Genomic DNA, 12,932 nt, shown 5'->3' with positions numbered 1-12,932 from the left:
CATGATGTCGAATAAAGCTCGTCTGGCCCTGGCCGTGATGATGATCAGCGCGCTCGCAGCGTGCAAGTCGGGCGTGAAGCTCGACGACAAGGCCAACGCGGGCGCGGTCAGCACGCAGCCGAGCGCCGACAACGTCGCGCAAGTAAACGTCGATCCGCTCAACGACCCGAACAGCCCGCTCGCGAAGCGCAGCATCTACTTCGACTTCGACAGCTATTCGGTGAAGGACGACTACCAGTCGCTGATGCAGCAACACGCGCAGTACCTGAAGAGCCACCCGCAACGCCACGTGCTGATCCAGGGCAACACCGACGAACGCGGCACGAGCGAGTACAACCTCGCGCTGGGCCAGAAGCGTGCGGAAGCCGTCCGCCGTGCGATGGCACTGCTCGGCGTGAACGATTCGCAGATGGAAGCCGTGAGCCTCGGCAAGGAAAAGCCGCAGGCAACGGGTCACGACGAAGCATCGTGGGCGCAGAACCGTCGCGCCGACCTCGTCTACCAACAGTAAGTAACGGAAGAATCGCCGTATGACGCACCGTGTATCCCTGCTGCGCGTGGCCGCAGCACTCTGCGTCGCGGGCGCGGCGTGGTCGGCCGCGCCGGCGCACGCCGGCGTGTTCGACGACAACGAAGCGCGCCGCGCCGTGCTCGATCTGCGCAGCAAGACCGACAACCTGGCGAGCCAGTTGTCGGCCGCCCAGCGTACGATCCTCGATCAGACCGCCCGCCTCGACCAGCTGAACCAGCAGGTCGCGACGCTGCGCGGCGAGAACGAGGATCTGACGAACCGGCTGACGACGCTCGAGCGGCAGCAGAAGGAGTACTACCAGGATCTCGATACGCGGCTCAAGAAGTTCGAGCCGCAGCAGGCGACGATCGATGGTGTCGAAGGCACCGTGCAGCCGGGCGAAACGGATGCGCTCAATGCGGCGCAACAGCAGTTCCGCAACGGCAACTTCAAGGCGGCCGCGGCTTCGTTCCGCGCGTTCATCGCGAAGTATCCGCAGAGCCCCTACCAGCCGACCGCGCAGTACTGGTACGGCAATGCGCAATACGCGCTGCGCGACTACCGCGGCTCGACTGCAACGTGGCAGGGGATCGTCAGCAAGTTCCCGCAGCACCCGCGCGCCGCCGATGCGCTCGTGGCGATCGGCACGAACCAGCTCGAGCAAGGCCAGAAGGCGGCCGCGAAGAAGACGTTCGAGCAGGTCGTTTCGCAGTACAACGGGACGAGCGCGGCGCAGACGGCACAAGGCAAGCTGCAGACCATCAAATAATGATGTTCGGGGTTGTTGACAGGTTCGCAACCTAAAGCTATAATTTTCTTCTTTGGGTCGTTAGCTCAGTTGGTAGAGCAGCGGACTTTTAATCCGTTGGTCACAGGTTCAAGTCCTGTACGGCCTACCAAGATGTACGGAAAGGGCTTAGCAGCAATGCTAAGCCCTTTTTCTTTTCGGGTAGCCAACGGCTACGGCCGCCTCCGCTCCCCCGTCAGTGGGTTGAGCCCGGTCCCCGTCGACGCGGACGGAACATCATTGCGGCTGCACAAGACGCAGCGCGCGTGCCGACACCGGTAGCTTGTCCGTTGCCGTGCTCTCGTTGGGCTGCCCCCTCCCGGCGACATAGTGGTAGACGAGGTACTTCTTGTCCGTCTCATGCCCGATATTTGGAATCACGACGAGCATTTCCTGGCTGCCGAGATAAAGCCACTTCGGCAGCGCCTTCTCTGCGAAATAGATTCGTTCATCCCGGTGCGTTTGAGGATTTCGGCGGATAGCCACGCCTTTCAGGTACGGCGGCCCGTATTCCAGGGCGAATGACTGCCTGGACATCGTCGACTGGATCGAAGGCTATTACAGTCGGTAATGCCTGCATACTTCAATCGACTACCTTCCCCCTCGACTACGAGGGCAGGTTGATCGCCCCATGAGTTGCTGCACTGGAAACGAAGCAGGATTACCCTACTGGGGAGCCGGACAATCATCCGCACTATCTGGGAAGCGAGTCGCCCGCTCCCCGATGCTCAGGGTTGCAATTGTCACCCCGCGATCATGTTCGGTGATTGTGGTCCGGCACATCATGTGAAACAAATGGCATATGAGCTCCTAGCCGGGTCAAATGCAATCGCTCTATACCGACCAACGCTGGATTCCATGTGATTCCCACAGCGAGACCGTCGTCCATGAAGTAGGTCTGTCGAAAATCACCTGCCGCGACGTCAGCTGGCATCAATCCATATGTCGCATCACCCAATCTTGCTTTCACGCTCTCAGGCGTGCTGGCGCGTTTGTCTAGCCCAAGCGGCAACGCTCCAGTCCAAGTACCTTCATCGCCCGCCTCCAGCTCGAACTCTGTGTCAGTCAACACCCAGCGTGCCGGATCTCCCTCCTCCACAAACCCGGCAAGAGGATGGTGAACCGTGAGCTTGAGCCCCAGCTGCCGAGCAACAACAATTCTGGAATCAACTACTGGCACTGGCATCAGCTCGAGCCTGTCAATCGCCAACGTCTGTGCCAGTTCGTTCAACCATTCAGCGACATCAAAGCACCCAATTCGCGCGCAAATTTGATTTGCAATGTCGTCTCGGTCCATCGTGATAGCTCTCAAGGCCTGATGGGGGGGTTGTTAGGGTGATCAATTCGCGTCCAGACCTGCCCGTCGAATCTGACCAAGTCTTTGGCCCCGATCGACCAGAGCGCATCTGTGGTCGAGTCGACCGTATAGGTCTCCACTTCCGGATTCAATCCAGTCACTACCGGCCGAATGGCTTGTCCGTCGTAGGCAAACAAACCCTTGGTCGTACCGAGATAAACCTTGTCTTTGAACTTCGCAAGCGACCAAAACGTATCGTTGTCGGCTACGTCGCTGACGTCCCGAAAACCGTTGGCAACATTGCCATTTAGCAACGTTCCATTAGACCCACCGATCCAGACTTCGTCAGCTCCATAACAACGGATACACTCCAGGTTTTCATCGGTCTTGAGCGGGATTTGCCGCCAATCTCCTCCGTTCCAGTGATAAAGTTTTCCATTCGAGCCAACGACATATACATCGCTTTCTGAAAATCCGTCAATTCCATTGAAGACAACATAGTCGTTCGACGCTGCACGGTGATACTTCAATGGTCCCGCCGTGAGTGATATCCAGCCATCGTGCCGTCGCTCATAAACCTGACTGTTAAATCCGCAGGCGAACAGTCTGCTACCGATTTCCCGAATCGATCGCATGTAGCCGAGACTTCCGAGACGCACCCCCGCATCGAGAATCTTCTCCATGGGGGATGAACCGTCTTGGTTTGTCCACAATTCAACCTCGCCTTCCTTGGAGAGAGCGACTAGCTGCTTCACCTTCGGGTTCGTATGCCTCATGTTGCATACAGACACAATGTTTGCGTCGACATCGTGATAGAACCATTGCCGACTGGCTTCAAAACGCCCGACGTATACGCTCATTCTCGTATGCGTGTATTCAGACGAATCGACATCTTCAAGCTGAGTAGCCAGGTAAACAATGTCACTTTCCACAGCACAACCGGAGATGAAATAAACTTCTGCACCAGACATTTTTCCTGCTCCCATTGAGGTTCCCCAGGCACCGCGATCGCCGTCCGTAGAAAATCCCGCGTCGACCATGCCGTAAAAGCCGCGATCACGAGAAAAACGACTCCGATCACAACGCCTGCGATAGCCTTTAACATGAGCTCTCTCGATCTCCTTGAAAAGGCGAGCCGAGTCGACCCGCCCGTCAGTGCTCTGCGCGAGATTTTAAGACAAATCGATTCCGGCGCATCGACGCTTGCGGTTCGTTTTTGAATTCGCGCTCATTCCCGAAGCGCGCCGGCCGTCAGCCTGAATACGAATGGCCAGATACGTGATTTCGACTTGCCTGCGTTCATCAAGCCGGTTAAATCTCCGAGAACAGCCGTCGCGACCCATTTCGCACATTACAAATTTGTTAGGGTACGATCGCTCTTTTGAGCGGAGGCCCACGCTGCACCCCACCCGTCTCTGAAATGTCGAGCATCCGCCGGCCGTCCGGGAGGAGCAAGAACACACCATGGAAACGACCCAGCGGCTGGCCCTGATGGTCGCGAGAATACGCGCGCTGATGCAGCGGCAAGGCCTCAGTGACGCCGATCTCGCCCGCAAGACCGGCGTGTCGCCCGCAACGCTGAGCCGCGTGCTGTCGATGGCGACCGAGGACCCGCGCATCAGCACCGTCATGGCGATCGCCGATGCGCTCGGAACGACCGTCGGGTATCTGCTTCAAAGTGAGCGGGCCTATCCGATCCCGATTCTCGGCTGGGACGAGATGCTCGGCTATGCGCGCGGCGTCTACGACGTCGCGCGCAACACACGCTGGCTGACCGTCGACACGCCGCGCAGGCCGGGAACGTTCGCGGCACGCACCAAGCCGTCGATGGCGCCGCGGTTCCGCGAAGGCTCGATCGTGATCGTCGAGCCGGGCGTCGCGTTTCGCGACGCTCAGGTCGTCGTCGCCGCGATCGACGGCGGCGAGCCGACGCTGCGCCGCGTCATCCAGGACGGCGAAGCGGTCTGGCTCAAAGGCCTCGCCCCTTCGCCGGCAGACACGATCAACGCGTTCGGCGCGAGCGTCGTGGTGCTCGGCGTCGTCACCGAGTCGCGCCTGGTCAATCCTTGAACGAGAACGGATTGAAGCTCGTGTGATAGTCGTAGTAGTCGATCTGGTCCATTTGCTTGAGACGCCTGGAAGCCGTCGTGACGACCGGCAGCAGCACGAGCTCGTAGGTCACCTTGACCGCGATCTGAACGCCGATCATCGTCAGCACGACATCGTTCGGCAGCCGGCCCCAGAACAGGATCACGCAGAACAGCGTGCTGTCGATCACGATCGCGACGCCGGTGCTCGACACGATGCGCGCCCACAGATGGCGGCCCGCGCTCGCAATCTTGAGCTTGGCGAGAAAGGTCGTGTTGACGAACTCGCCGCAGAAGTAGGCGACGGTCGACGCGACGAACGTCCGCGCGAACTCCAGCGCGAGCGCCGGGTAGGCCGCGGCGAGCGTCGGGTTCTGCGCCTCCCAGCTGGGCAAGCCCGGCGGCAACGACAGGAGCCAGGTCCCGATGATGAACATCAGGTTCACGGCAAGACCGCCCCAGATCACCATCCGGCTGACCCGATATCCGTACACTTCCGTGATGATCGTGCTGAACGCATAGGTCATCGGAAACGCGATCAGCGCGGCCGGAATGCCGAAGGTGATGCCGGCAAGCGTGACCGCGATGACGCGCGCGCCCGTCACGTTCGACAGCATCAGGAAGCCGACGTAAAGAAGCGCCAGCAACAGGACGGCGGGCGTCAGCTGATGCTTGCGCGTCGGAAAGTACGAGAGGGGAATGGGCTGGTCCGTATACGTGGCCGCGTTGAGAAAGCCGATGTGTGCGACGTCCTCGCGCGAGAACTTGTCGAGCCACGCCTTCGTGTTCAGCTCGCGCGGCGACATCCTGAACGTGGTGCCGGAATCGCGCACCCGCACCAGGACCTGCAACGCATCGCTCTCGAGCGACGGCTCGATGACGGCTTCGATTTCGTGAGAAGCGGATTCCATGATCGGCTCGCGGTGCGAAGTCATTGTCGGATCAGGCGCGTATTCGGCACATCCTGAACGGGCGCGCTGCTGCGCACCGGATTAATGTCGAGTCCGCCCCGGCGCGTATAGCGGGCCGACACGGTCAGGCGGGCCGGCGCGCATTGATCCTGGATGTCCTTGAAGATCCGCTCGACACATTGCTCGTGGAATTCCTCGTGATTGCGGAACGACACGACATACCGAAGCAATGCATCGCGGTCGATGCGGCGCCCTTCGTACTCGATCGACACGGTCCCCCAGTCGGGCTGGCCCGTCACGAGACAGTTCGATTTCAACAGGTTCGAATAAAGCGTTTCGCTGACGTGCTCGTCATGCGTCGCGAGCAGTTGCCGGTCGACGCTGAACTGCGCGATGTCGATGTCCTGCTCGTCGATCGAGGTGCCGACCGGCGCGCCGATCTGCAAGGCGGCGGCGTATTCGAGCGATTCGAGCGTGACCGAAACGGGCGCACCGGCGCAGCGCGACAGATCGTTCGCGGCGATGCGCTCGACTTCCTCCCGGCTCTCGAACGACGTGTTGTTGAACGTGTTGAAGTACAGCTTCATCGATTTCGATTCGATCACGTTCGGCGACGTGCACGGCACGACGATCGTCGCGATCGCGACGCGCGGCACGCCGCGGGGCGTGAGCCACGACACCTCGTAGTGATTCCATACGTCGACGCCGAAAAACGGCAGCGTATCCGTGATGCCGATCTCCTCGCGCTTGATCGTGCGCGGAATCGCATAGAGCTTTTCCGGGTTGTAAATCGACTCGTACTTGGATTGCTTGCCGAGCTCCAGGGCGCCTTGATTGGATAGCGAGTTCATGTCCTTGAATTTTCGATTTCAGCGTTCTATTTTTTGATAAATTCAGTGCGATTATTTAAATACGCAAAGGCTCAATTGCCACTTATGCCGCCAACTTCGCCATGATACCGTAGCCTTTTCTTTTATCCGTTGGCAACCGGTTCAAGGCGACGATCGCCTCGGCCCGTCCGTGCCGGGCACCTTACGGCATCGTAAAAGCAAATAAGGCCAATCCGATTGGCCATTTCATGCGAGTTCGCCGCAACGGATCGGCGGCACGCCCGACAGGTCGTCATCAACGCGCATCCAGCCGAAATACAACAACCTTCCTGTCATATTTACTAGTTTTAAATGATCACCGCTTCGTCCATATTATTCCGGTTAAGACAGGCATTGCATTCTTGCAACACCAGCACGTGATCGGGCAGGTTGATTCCTGCATTCCGCCTGCATTCCGAAATGGGAGCGGAATGCAGCAGCGCCCCGCGACCGCCATGCCGGCGGTGTCGCCAATGCTTCCGGCAATCGAAACACCGGCCCCATGCGAACGACGGCTCGAGCCTCACACGACAGGGTCGCCTGCCGCAATCCGGATGAAGCCGGCGGCCAATCAACGACTCGACCCGGCAGCGATCCGATCGGGACCGTTGACGGATCGATGACACCGTAACGAGAACACCGTGACAAGCTATCGAGAGCTCCAGGCACAAATAGAAGTGCTTCAAGCACAAGCCGAGTCGGTCCGGCTGGAGGAAAAAAAGGCCGCCGTGTCGAGGATCAGGGAAGCGATCGCGCTGTACGACCTGACGCCCGGCGACCTGTTCGACGATCTGCCGCGCAAGCCGCGTCGACGCGCGAAGCGCGGCCCGGTTCCGCCGAAGTACCGCGACCCGCAGAGCGGAGCGACATGGAGCGGCCGCGGCCGCGAGCCCCTGTGGATCAACGGGCAGAGTCGCGAACAGTTCCTGATCGACGCGTCGGCGTAATCGTGTTCGAGCGTGTCGCGGATCGGCAGCGCGACACGCATGGATCGCCGGTCGATTTCTCCTGCGCCCACTTCACTCGTCACACGCACGCAATGTCGATGACCATTCTGATCAGCGTCGTTGGTACGGTAATCCTGCTTGCGGCCGCATCGCCGCGGCTGATGCGGGCATGGTGCAAGGAGCTGCCCGGCGGCACGCGGGCGTCGGCGCGCGGAAGTCACACGCTTTGTCATCCGCACGATACGGTAGGCGACGCCGCGCGAGAGGCGGCCCGGTTTGCCGCGCTGGACGCGCGTGCCGCGGATGCGTGTGCCACCGAGCTCGACCGACTGGCCTCGGCTGGATCGACGCGTGCGGCCAGCGAGCGTGCGACCAGCGAGCGTACGGCCGACGACTTTCCAAGCACGCTGTCCAGAAAGCAACTGGTTCGGGAGCGCGCCAGAAAGGCGCGCGAACATGCAACGCGTGCCCGCGCTCACGCGGGCGCCGCCCGCTCCGTCCTCCAGCGCGACGCGCGTCACGACGACGATTCACGGCGGGAGGACGAACTCCGGCGGCATGCCTGCCTGGCCAATCAGGCGCACCCGAACGCCCGCGACCTGCTCGAATTCACGCTCGCGTCGGAGAAGCGCAGCGATCTCTGAGCGCGACGACGGGCGGGCAGCGCCCGCCCTGCGTTCATTCCTGCGACGGCTGCGCCGGATCGATGTCGGTCAGCCGCGGCTTCGCGCCTTGCAGGTCGCGCGTGTTCTTCTGCACGGCCACCGAACCGAACAGCGCGAGCACGAACGACATCGCGTAGAAGCCTTTCTCGCTCAGTTGCAGCGTCGCATTGAAGAGGCCGACGATCAGCAGCGCGATCGACAGCAGCAGCGCGATCCAGCTGAGGCCGTAGTAGATGCCGGTGACGGGAATGCCTTCAGCGCGGTCGCGCACGCTCTTCTGCAGCGAGATCGCCGCGTAGAGGCCGAACACCAGCACGGTGAAGTAGTAACCCTTCTCGTTGAGCTGCATGCCCGCGTTCCAGAGCCCGACGAGAAACGCGGCGAAGCCCGCGATCAATGCCGCCCACGACGCCGCGACGAACGCGAACGACGGTTGCTGGATGGTGGTCTGGTTCATTGCTTTGCCCTCTCTTTCTTGTTGAAATAAATCGCGAGCATGGTAGCAGTTTTGTCACACGAAATGACCGGATCGACGCGCCGCGCGACCGCGGCGGTCCACGCACGCGCCACCTCGTCCGAAGCATGCCAAAGCGCATTCGTATGATGTAAATTCACCAAAACACCGTCGAGCGCGCGACCAGGCCGCGCGACGCCGGCCCATTGCAAGGGGACGCTTCCATGCATTTCACATTGCGCGTAGGACCGGACTGGGCATCGCAGATCCAGCGAATCCGGAACGCGGTCAGCGAGGATACGAATCTAATCCGCTTCGACAACACGTTTTACCGCGTCTGCAAAACCAGCGACCCGGCGGCGGCCTTCGGCCTGACGCTGCTGCCGAGCGTCGGCGCGGAAAGCGGCCTCGTGCTGCGGATGCACATGAACGACCTGTACGTCGAGACGATCGACGCGCAGCCGTTTACGCGCTACGCGTCGACGCTGTCGTCGTCGCTGCCGGCCGATATCACGCTCGACAACGCAATTCGGGGCCTGCTGAGAAAGGACCAGCGCGTGCTGCAAGGAGACCGGCGTTTCGTCATGCAATCGCTCGTCGTGCTGTGCGTCGCCGAATCCCTGCGCTTCGACCGGATCGCGACCGAGTTCGAGCAGGCATTCCGATCGATGAACGGCATGCTGCGCGGCGTGCCGCCGCGGCTCAAGCTGCAGTCCTGGGAAGACATGGCGAAAAAATGGGGGCAAACGTCGGAGCGGATCTTCGCCGCGTTGTCCGACAAGGCGCGGACGATCGCTCTCAAGGAGCGCGCGTTGCTTTCTCCGGAGGACCGCCGCTTCAGCGAACGCGTCAGCACCGCCTCGCTGGGCGACGAGTACGCGGACATCGCGTTGAACATCCGGCTGCTGAAGCGTCCGAAAGGCACGCCGCCCGGCGGCCTGCGCCGGACGAAGTCAGGCTAGGCGCTCCGCTTCGGCCCCTGCTTCGCCCCTCCACACCGGCGCGCTCACGCGCCGCGATGCGCGCGTCGCCAGCGCCCCGGCGTCGTGCCGAGCACCGCGCGAAACGCCTTGCCGAACGCGGCTTCCGACTGGTAACCGACCGCCTGCCCGATCTCCGCCTGCCCGCGCTGCGTGTCCTGCAGCAGCGCGCACGCGTGCATCATCCGGATCTGCGCGACGAACGCGCCGACACTCATCCCGGCCCGCTCGCGGAAATGCCGCGCGTACGTCGCACGCGACATCGCGGAGGCATCGCCGAGCGACTCGACCGTCCACGGCTGCGCGGGCGCCTGCATCACCGCCTGGATCGACGGGCCGAGCCGCGCATCGGCAGCGAGCGCAAGCCAGCCGGACGGCACGCGCGCGCCACGACCGTATGCGCGCAACGCATACGCGAGCAGTGCCTGGCCGAGCGCGTTCACGATCGCGCCGGCGCCCGGCTGCCCATGCGACGCCTCGGTGCGCAGCACGCTCGTCAGCAGTTGCAGCGGTGCGAACCCCGACGCCTCGCGCAGCCCGACATGCAGCAGGTCCGGCAACGCGCGCATCAGCAGTTCGCCCGCGCCGCGCGCATAGACGAACCGTCCGCACAGCAGGTCCACGCTCGCGCGGTCCGGCGCGCCGGTATTGCATTTGACGGGCAGCACCGCACCGCCGGCCGCGGCAAGCTCGCGCATCGGCATGGCGGCCGCCGGCCCGGCCGTCGCGTCGTGAATCTCGTGCGCGCCGCCCGCGGGCAGCAGCACGAAATCGCCGTCGGCGAGCTGCAGCGCGCGACCGTCCGCCGTGCGCAGACGGCATTGCCCGGCCAGCACCAGGTGAAACGCCGCCTCGCCCGGCGGCAGCGGATCGTGCGGCATCGCGAACGGCCCGCCGAGCAGGCAACGCACGTCGAGCTCGACACGGCTGCGGCCCAGCGACAGCAGTTGACTCAGGGCATCCATGAGACGATTGCGCTAAAAATTGACACTCTAGCGTATCGAAACCATCACCGCCGACGCTCAGAATAGCCGTGCATCTCCGCAGCACGCGGCACCCGCCGCGGCCACCCATCCATGAAAAAGGACGAGCCATGCTGAACTGGAACGAATACCGGAAGGAACTCTCGACGCGCATCGGCGACCTCGCCAAGCTGTCGCCGGACACACTGGCCGGCTACAAGGCGCTGTCCGGCGCCGGTGCCAAGACGGGCCATCTCGACGCAAAGACGCGCGAGCTGATCGCGCTCGCGGTGGCGGTCACGACGCGCTGCGACGGTTGCATCGCCGTGCACACGGCCGAAGCGGCCAAGCATGGCGCGACGAAGGAGGAAGTGGCAGAAGCGCTCGGCGTCGCGATTGCGCTGAACGCGGGTGCGGCGCTCGTCTATTCGGCGCGCGTGATGGACGCGCTCGGCGACTGAGCCCGCGACCGCGGTCACGCGTCGACGCCCCGGCGCCCGGCCTCGTCCGGCGCGCCGGGGCGCATGCAAGCGGCCGCCCGCCGCGGCGGTGAACCTGCCTGCGGGGAACTCGGCTACCATGCGCGAACGATCCATCGTGAAGGAGCGCTCCATGTGCCGCTGGCTCGCCTATACGGGTAATCCGATCCATCTCGAGACCGTCCTGTTCCGCGCGAAGCATTCGCTGATCGACCAGAGCCTGCATTCGGAGCTGGGGGCGACGACCACCAACGGCGACGGCTTCGGCATCGGCTGGTACGGGCGCCCCGACGAACTGCCGTTCCGCTACCGCTCCGTGCATCCCGCGTGGAACGACCGCAACCTGCGCGAAGCCGCACGCGCGATCCGCTCGCGGATGTTCATCGCGCATATCCGCGCGGCCACCGACACGCCGGTACAGGAAACCAACTGCCACCCGTTCCGCCACGGCCGCTGGCTGTTCGCGCACAACGGGCTGATCCGCGACTTCCACAAGCTGCGCCGCGACCTGACGATGAAGGTCGATCCCGCGCTATTCCCGACACTCGAAGGCTCGACCGACTCCGAACTGATGTTCCGGCTCGCGCTGACCTACGGCCTCGAACAGACGCCGCTGCCGGCGCTCGAGCGGATGGTCGGCGTGGTCGAGGAAACCGGCGCGCGTCACCGCGTGGCCGAACCGCTCAACATGACGATCTGCGCGACCGACGGCGAGCGGATCATCGCGGTGCGTTATTCGAGCGAACGGCAATCGCGTTCGCTGTTCCACAGCACGTCGTTCAAGCACCTGCACGAACTGTATCCGCACAACCCGCGCATCGCCGAAGCCGGCGACGACGCGTTCATGGTCGTGTCCGAGCCGCTCGTCGACCTGCGCGGCGCGTGGGAGGAAGTGCCGGAGAGCACGGCGATCATTGCGCGCGGCGGCGACGTCGAGCAGCGGCCGTTCGAGCCGCGGCGTCACGCGTAGGCATGGCGCAACAGGTTGCCTTGCCGCCGCGCGTCGGCTATAAAAGTCCGAAGATTTTCGGCATGCCGCGCTTGCGGGCATGACCGCCCTCCGTTCAACGTCTTATGGAGAACCGACCTTGACCCTGGACCTCGCCACCGCCCAGCAATTCCTGATGACCCGCGGCCTCGACTTCGGCCTCAACCTCCTCGCCGCGATCGTCTTGTGGTTCGTCGGCCGCTGGGCGATCCGCATCGGCACGCGCCTGCTCGGCAAGGTCGTGCGCCGCAGCGGCAAGGTCGACCCGACACTGACCGACTACCTGACCTCCGTCGTCGGCGTGCTGCTGACGATCCTGCTGATCCTCGCGATCCTGCAGATCTTCGGCGTGCAGACCACCTCGTTCGCCGCGCTGCTCGCCGGCCTCGGCCTCGCGATCGGCACCGCCTGGGGCGGCCTGCTCGCGCATTTCGCCGCGGGCGTGTTCATGCAGGTGCTGCGCCCGTTCAAGATCGGCGACGTGATCAACGCGGGCGGCGTCACGGGCACGGTCAAGGAGCTCGGCCTGTTCGGCACGACGATCGTCACCGCGGACAACATCGTGACGATCGTCGGCAACAACAAGATCTTCTCGGACAACATCGCGAACTACAGCGCAACGTCGTACCGTCGCGTCGACCTGACCGCGAAGATCGCGAACGGCGTCGATGCGGTCGACGCGATCAACCGCCTGAAGGCGTCGATCCAGCAGATCCCGAACGTGCTGACCACCCCGGCGCCGGACGTCGGCGTGCTGCAGTTCACGCCGGAAGGCCCGCTGCTGTTCGTGCGCCCGTCCACGCAACCCGAACTACTGGCAGGTGTACTGCGACACCAACCGCGTGATCCTCGAGACGTTCCGCGACGCGCAGTACCCGACGCCCGAAACGCCGGTCTCGCACCGCACTGCGTGACGGCGCGACGCGTCGGCGGACATGAAAAAAGCGTGGCTGCAGTTTGCGAGCCACGCTTTTTTATCGCCGCGCCGAACCGCG

At 63.1% G+C, this 12,932-nt stretch carries 16 protein-coding genes, 1 tRNA gene and 1 pseudogene; 10 read left to right on the top strand and 8 right to left on the bottom strand.

All coding sequences use genetic code 11. The annotated features are described in order from the left end of the window. Window position 1 precedes the first annotated feature (1 nt). From pal to WT26_RS07140, 3 genes are all read left to right on the top strand, one after another. Window positions 2–511 (top strand): peptidoglycan-associated lipoprotein Pal, encoded by a 510-nt coding sequence (gene pal, locus WT26_RS07150; protein ID WP_069272462.1) that lies wholly within the window; start codon window positions 2–4, stop codon window positions 509–511. Window positions 512–530: 19 nt separating this feature from the next. After that, complete coding sequence (ybgF, locus tag WT26_RS07145; RefSeq protein ID WP_069272461.1) at window positions 531–1,280, top strand: tol-pal system protein YbgF; 750 nt, start codon at window positions 531–533, stop codon at window positions 1,278–1,280. Window positions 1,281–1,334: 54 nt separating this feature from the next. Then, a tRNA-Lys gene (locus WT26_RS07140) sits at window positions 1,335–1,410 on the top strand. A 125-nt stretch (window positions 1,411–1,535) separates the two neighbouring features. Here WT26_RS07140 and WT26_RS07135 read toward each other — a convergent pair. The 3 genes from WT26_RS07135 to WT26_RS07130 all read right to left on the bottom strand — a co-directional run bounded on the left by WT26_RS07135 (window position 1,536) and on the right by WT26_RS07130 (window position 3,635). Beyond that, the gene (locus tag WT26_RS07135) at window positions 1,536–1,835 is read right to left on the bottom strand and encodes a hypothetical protein (protein WP_069269902.1); all 300 of its coding nucleotides are present in this window, start codon (window positions 1,833–1,835) and stop codon (window positions 1,536–1,538) included. 217 nt (window positions 1,836–2,052) lie between these two features. Then, window positions 2,053–2,595: a hypothetical protein gene (locus WT26_RS37160; protein WP_155123074.1), complete on the bottom strand. Its 543-nt coding sequence runs from the start codon at window positions 2,593–2,595 to the stop codon at window positions 2,053–2,055. An 11-nt stretch (window positions 2,596–2,606) separates the two neighbouring features. Beyond that, window positions 2,607–3,635, bottom strand: coding sequence for a hypothetical protein (locus tag WT26_RS07130; RefSeq protein ID WP_155123073.1), 1,029 nt, complete (start codon window positions 3,633–3,635; stop codon window positions 2,607–2,609). A gap of 424 nt (window positions 3,636–4,059) precedes the next feature. Between WT26_RS07130 and WT26_RS07120 the strand changes: the two genes are divergently transcribed. Beyond that, the gene (locus WT26_RS07120) at window positions 4,060–4,665 is read left to right on the top strand and encodes a LexA family protein (RefSeq protein ID WP_059716823.1); all 606 of its coding nucleotides are present in this window, start codon (window positions 4,060–4,062) and stop codon (window positions 4,663–4,665) included. Here WT26_RS07120 and WT26_RS07115 read toward each other — a convergent pair. Both WT26_RS07115 and queF read right to left on the bottom strand, forming a co-directional pair. After that, window positions 4,655–5,593 (bottom strand): queuosine precursor transporter, encoded by a 939-nt coding sequence (locus WT26_RS07115; RefSeq protein WP_230461605.1) that lies wholly within the window; start codon window positions 5,591–5,593, stop codon window positions 4,655–4,657. The two genes, WT26_RS07120 and WT26_RS07115, sit on opposite strands and share 11 nt — an antisense overlap. Before the next feature lie 20 nt (window positions 5,594–5,613). Next, window positions 5,614–6,444 carry an NADPH-dependent 7-cyano-7-deazaguanine reductase QueF gene (queF, locus tag WT26_RS07110; protein ID WP_042583186.1) on the bottom strand — a complete coding sequence of 277 codons (831 nt, stop codon included), beginning with the start codon at window positions 6,442–6,444 and terminating at the stop codon, window positions 5,614–5,616. Window positions 6,445–7,103: 659 nt separating this feature from the next. On the opposite strand from queF, the gene WT26_RS07105 reads away from it, so the two are divergent. Both WT26_RS07105 and WT26_RS07100 read left to right on the top strand, forming a co-directional pair. Next, a complete protein-coding gene (locus WT26_RS07105) occupies window positions 7,104–7,409 on the top strand; it encodes an H-NS family nucleoid-associated regulatory protein (protein ID WP_059533342.1) in 306 nt (101 codons plus the stop codon). Window positions 7,410–7,507: 98 nt separating this feature from the next. Next, window positions 7,508–8,053, top strand: coding sequence for a hypothetical protein (locus WT26_RS07100; protein ID WP_069270654.1), 546 nt, complete (start codon window positions 7,508–7,510; stop codon window positions 8,051–8,053). 34 nt (window positions 8,054–8,087) lie between these two features. Here WT26_RS07100 and yiaA read toward each other — a convergent pair whose 3' ends face one another. Together yiaA and WT26_RS37155 are read right to left on the bottom strand one after the other, a co-directional pair. Next, window positions 8,088–8,531, bottom strand: coding sequence for an inner membrane protein YiaA (yiaA, locus tag WT26_RS07095; RefSeq protein WP_069272458.1), 444 nt, complete (start codon window positions 8,529–8,531; stop codon window positions 8,088–8,090). Further along, a complete protein-coding gene (locus tag WT26_RS37155; RefSeq protein WP_155774637.1) occupies window positions 8,528–8,740 on the bottom strand; it encodes a hypothetical protein in 213 nt (70 codons plus the stop codon). The genes yiaA and WT26_RS37155 overlap by 4 nt, the downstream gene beginning before the upstream one ends. Window positions 8,741–8,752: 12 nt before the next feature. Here WT26_RS37155 and WT26_RS07090 point away from each other — a divergent pair, with 12 nt between their 5' ends. Next, window positions 8,753–9,490, top strand: a complete 738-nt coding sequence (locus tag WT26_RS07090) for a hypothetical protein (RefSeq protein WP_060118417.1) — start codon at window positions 8,753–8,755, stop codon at window positions 9,488–9,490. Window positions 9,491–9,534: 44 nt separating this feature from the next. On the opposite strand, the gene WT26_RS07085 is transcribed toward WT26_RS07090, so the two are convergent. Then, window positions 9,535–10,473 carry a cupin domain-containing protein gene (locus tag WT26_RS07085; protein WP_069272457.1) on the bottom strand — a complete coding sequence of 313 codons (939 nt, stop codon included), beginning with the start codon at window positions 10,471–10,473 and terminating at the stop codon, window positions 9,535–9,537. Between the two features lie 128 nt (window positions 10,474–10,601). Between WT26_RS07085 and WT26_RS07080 the strand changes: the two genes are divergently transcribed. From WT26_RS07080 to WT26_RS07070, 3 genes and pseudogenes are all read left to right on the top strand, one after another. Beyond that, window positions 10,602–10,931 (top strand): carboxymuconolactone decarboxylase family protein, encoded by a 330-nt coding sequence (locus tag WT26_RS07080; protein ID WP_059529061.1) that lies wholly within the window; start codon window positions 10,602–10,604, stop codon window positions 10,929–10,931. A gap of 151 nt (window positions 10,932–11,082) precedes the next feature. Continuing rightward, complete coding sequence (locus WT26_RS07075; protein WP_069272456.1) at window positions 11,083–11,919, top strand: class II glutamine amidotransferase; 837 nt, start codon at window positions 11,083–11,085, stop codon at window positions 11,917–11,919. Window positions 11,920–11,998: 79 nt separating this feature from the next. After that, window positions 11,999–12,851, top strand: a pseudogene (locus tag WT26_RS07070) (mechanosensitive ion channel family protein). Window positions 12,852–12,932: the final 81 nt, after the last annotated feature.

It is taken from the genome of Burkholderia cepacia (assembly GCF_001718835.1).
GTDB classification, from domain to species: Bacteria; Pseudomonadota; Gammaproteobacteria; order Burkholderiales; family Burkholderiaceae; genus Burkholderia; species Burkholderia cepacia_F.
Note: the sequence above shows the minus strand (reverse complement) of the source record. Positions and strands in the feature narration are given on the sequence as shown.

What these genes read in the sequence shown, in the direction of transcription:
- WT26_RS07135 (WP_069269902.1), bottom strand. Translation starts at nt 1,835, where the DNA reads ATGTCCAGGCAGTCATTCGCCCTGGAATACGGGCCGCCGTACCTGAAA.
- WT26_RS07120 (WP_059716823.1), top strand. Translation starts at nt 4,060, where the DNA reads ATGGAAACGACCCAGCGGCTGGCCCTGATGGTCGCGAGAATACGCGCG.
- WT26_RS07075 (WP_069272456.1), top strand. Translation starts at nt 11,083, where the DNA reads ATGTGCCGCTGGCTCGCCTATACGGGTAATCCGATCCATCTCGAGACC.
- WT26_RS07080 (WP_059529061.1), top strand. Translation starts at nt 10,602, where the DNA reads ATGCTGAACTGGAACGAATACCGGAAGGAACTCTCGACGCGCATCGGC.
- pal (WP_069272462.1), top strand. Translation starts at nt 2, where the DNA reads ATGATGTCGAATAAAGCTCGTCTGGCCCTGGCCGTGATGATGATCAGC.
- WT26_RS07115 (WP_230461605.1), bottom strand. Translation starts at nt 5,593, where the DNA reads ATGGAATCCGCTTCTCACGAAATCGAAGCCGTCATCGAGCCGTCGCTC.
- ybgF (WP_069272461.1), top strand. Translation starts at nt 531, where the DNA reads ATGACGCACCGTGTATCCCTGCTGCGCGTGGCCGCAGCACTCTGCGTC.
- queF (WP_042583186.1), bottom strand. Translation starts at nt 6,444, where the DNA reads ATGAACTCGCTATCCAATCAAGGCGCCCTGGAGCTCGGCAAGCAATCC.
- WT26_RS07130 (WP_155123073.1), bottom strand. Translation starts at nt 3,635, where the DNA reads ATGGTCGACGCGGGATTTTCTACGGACGGCGATCGCGGTGCCTGGGGA.
- WT26_RS37160 (WP_155123074.1), bottom strand. Translation starts at nt 2,595, where the DNA reads ATGGACCGAGACGACATTGCAAATCAAATTTGCGCGCGAATTGGGTGC.
- yiaA (WP_069272458.1), bottom strand. Translation starts at nt 8,531, where the DNA reads ATGAACCAGACCACCATCCAGCAACCGTCGTTCGCGTTCGTCGCGGCG.
- WT26_RS07100 (WP_069270654.1), top strand. Translation starts at nt 7,508, where the DNA reads ATGACCATTCTGATCAGCGTCGTTGGTACGGTAATCCTGCTTGCGGCC.
- WT26_RS07090 (WP_060118417.1), top strand. Translation starts at nt 8,753, where the DNA reads ATGCATTTCACATTGCGCGTAGGACCGGACTGGGCATCGCAGATCCAG.
- WT26_RS07085 (WP_069272457.1), bottom strand. Translation starts at nt 10,473, where the DNA reads ATGGATGCCCTGAGTCAACTGCTGTCGCTGGGCCGCAGCCGTGTCGAG.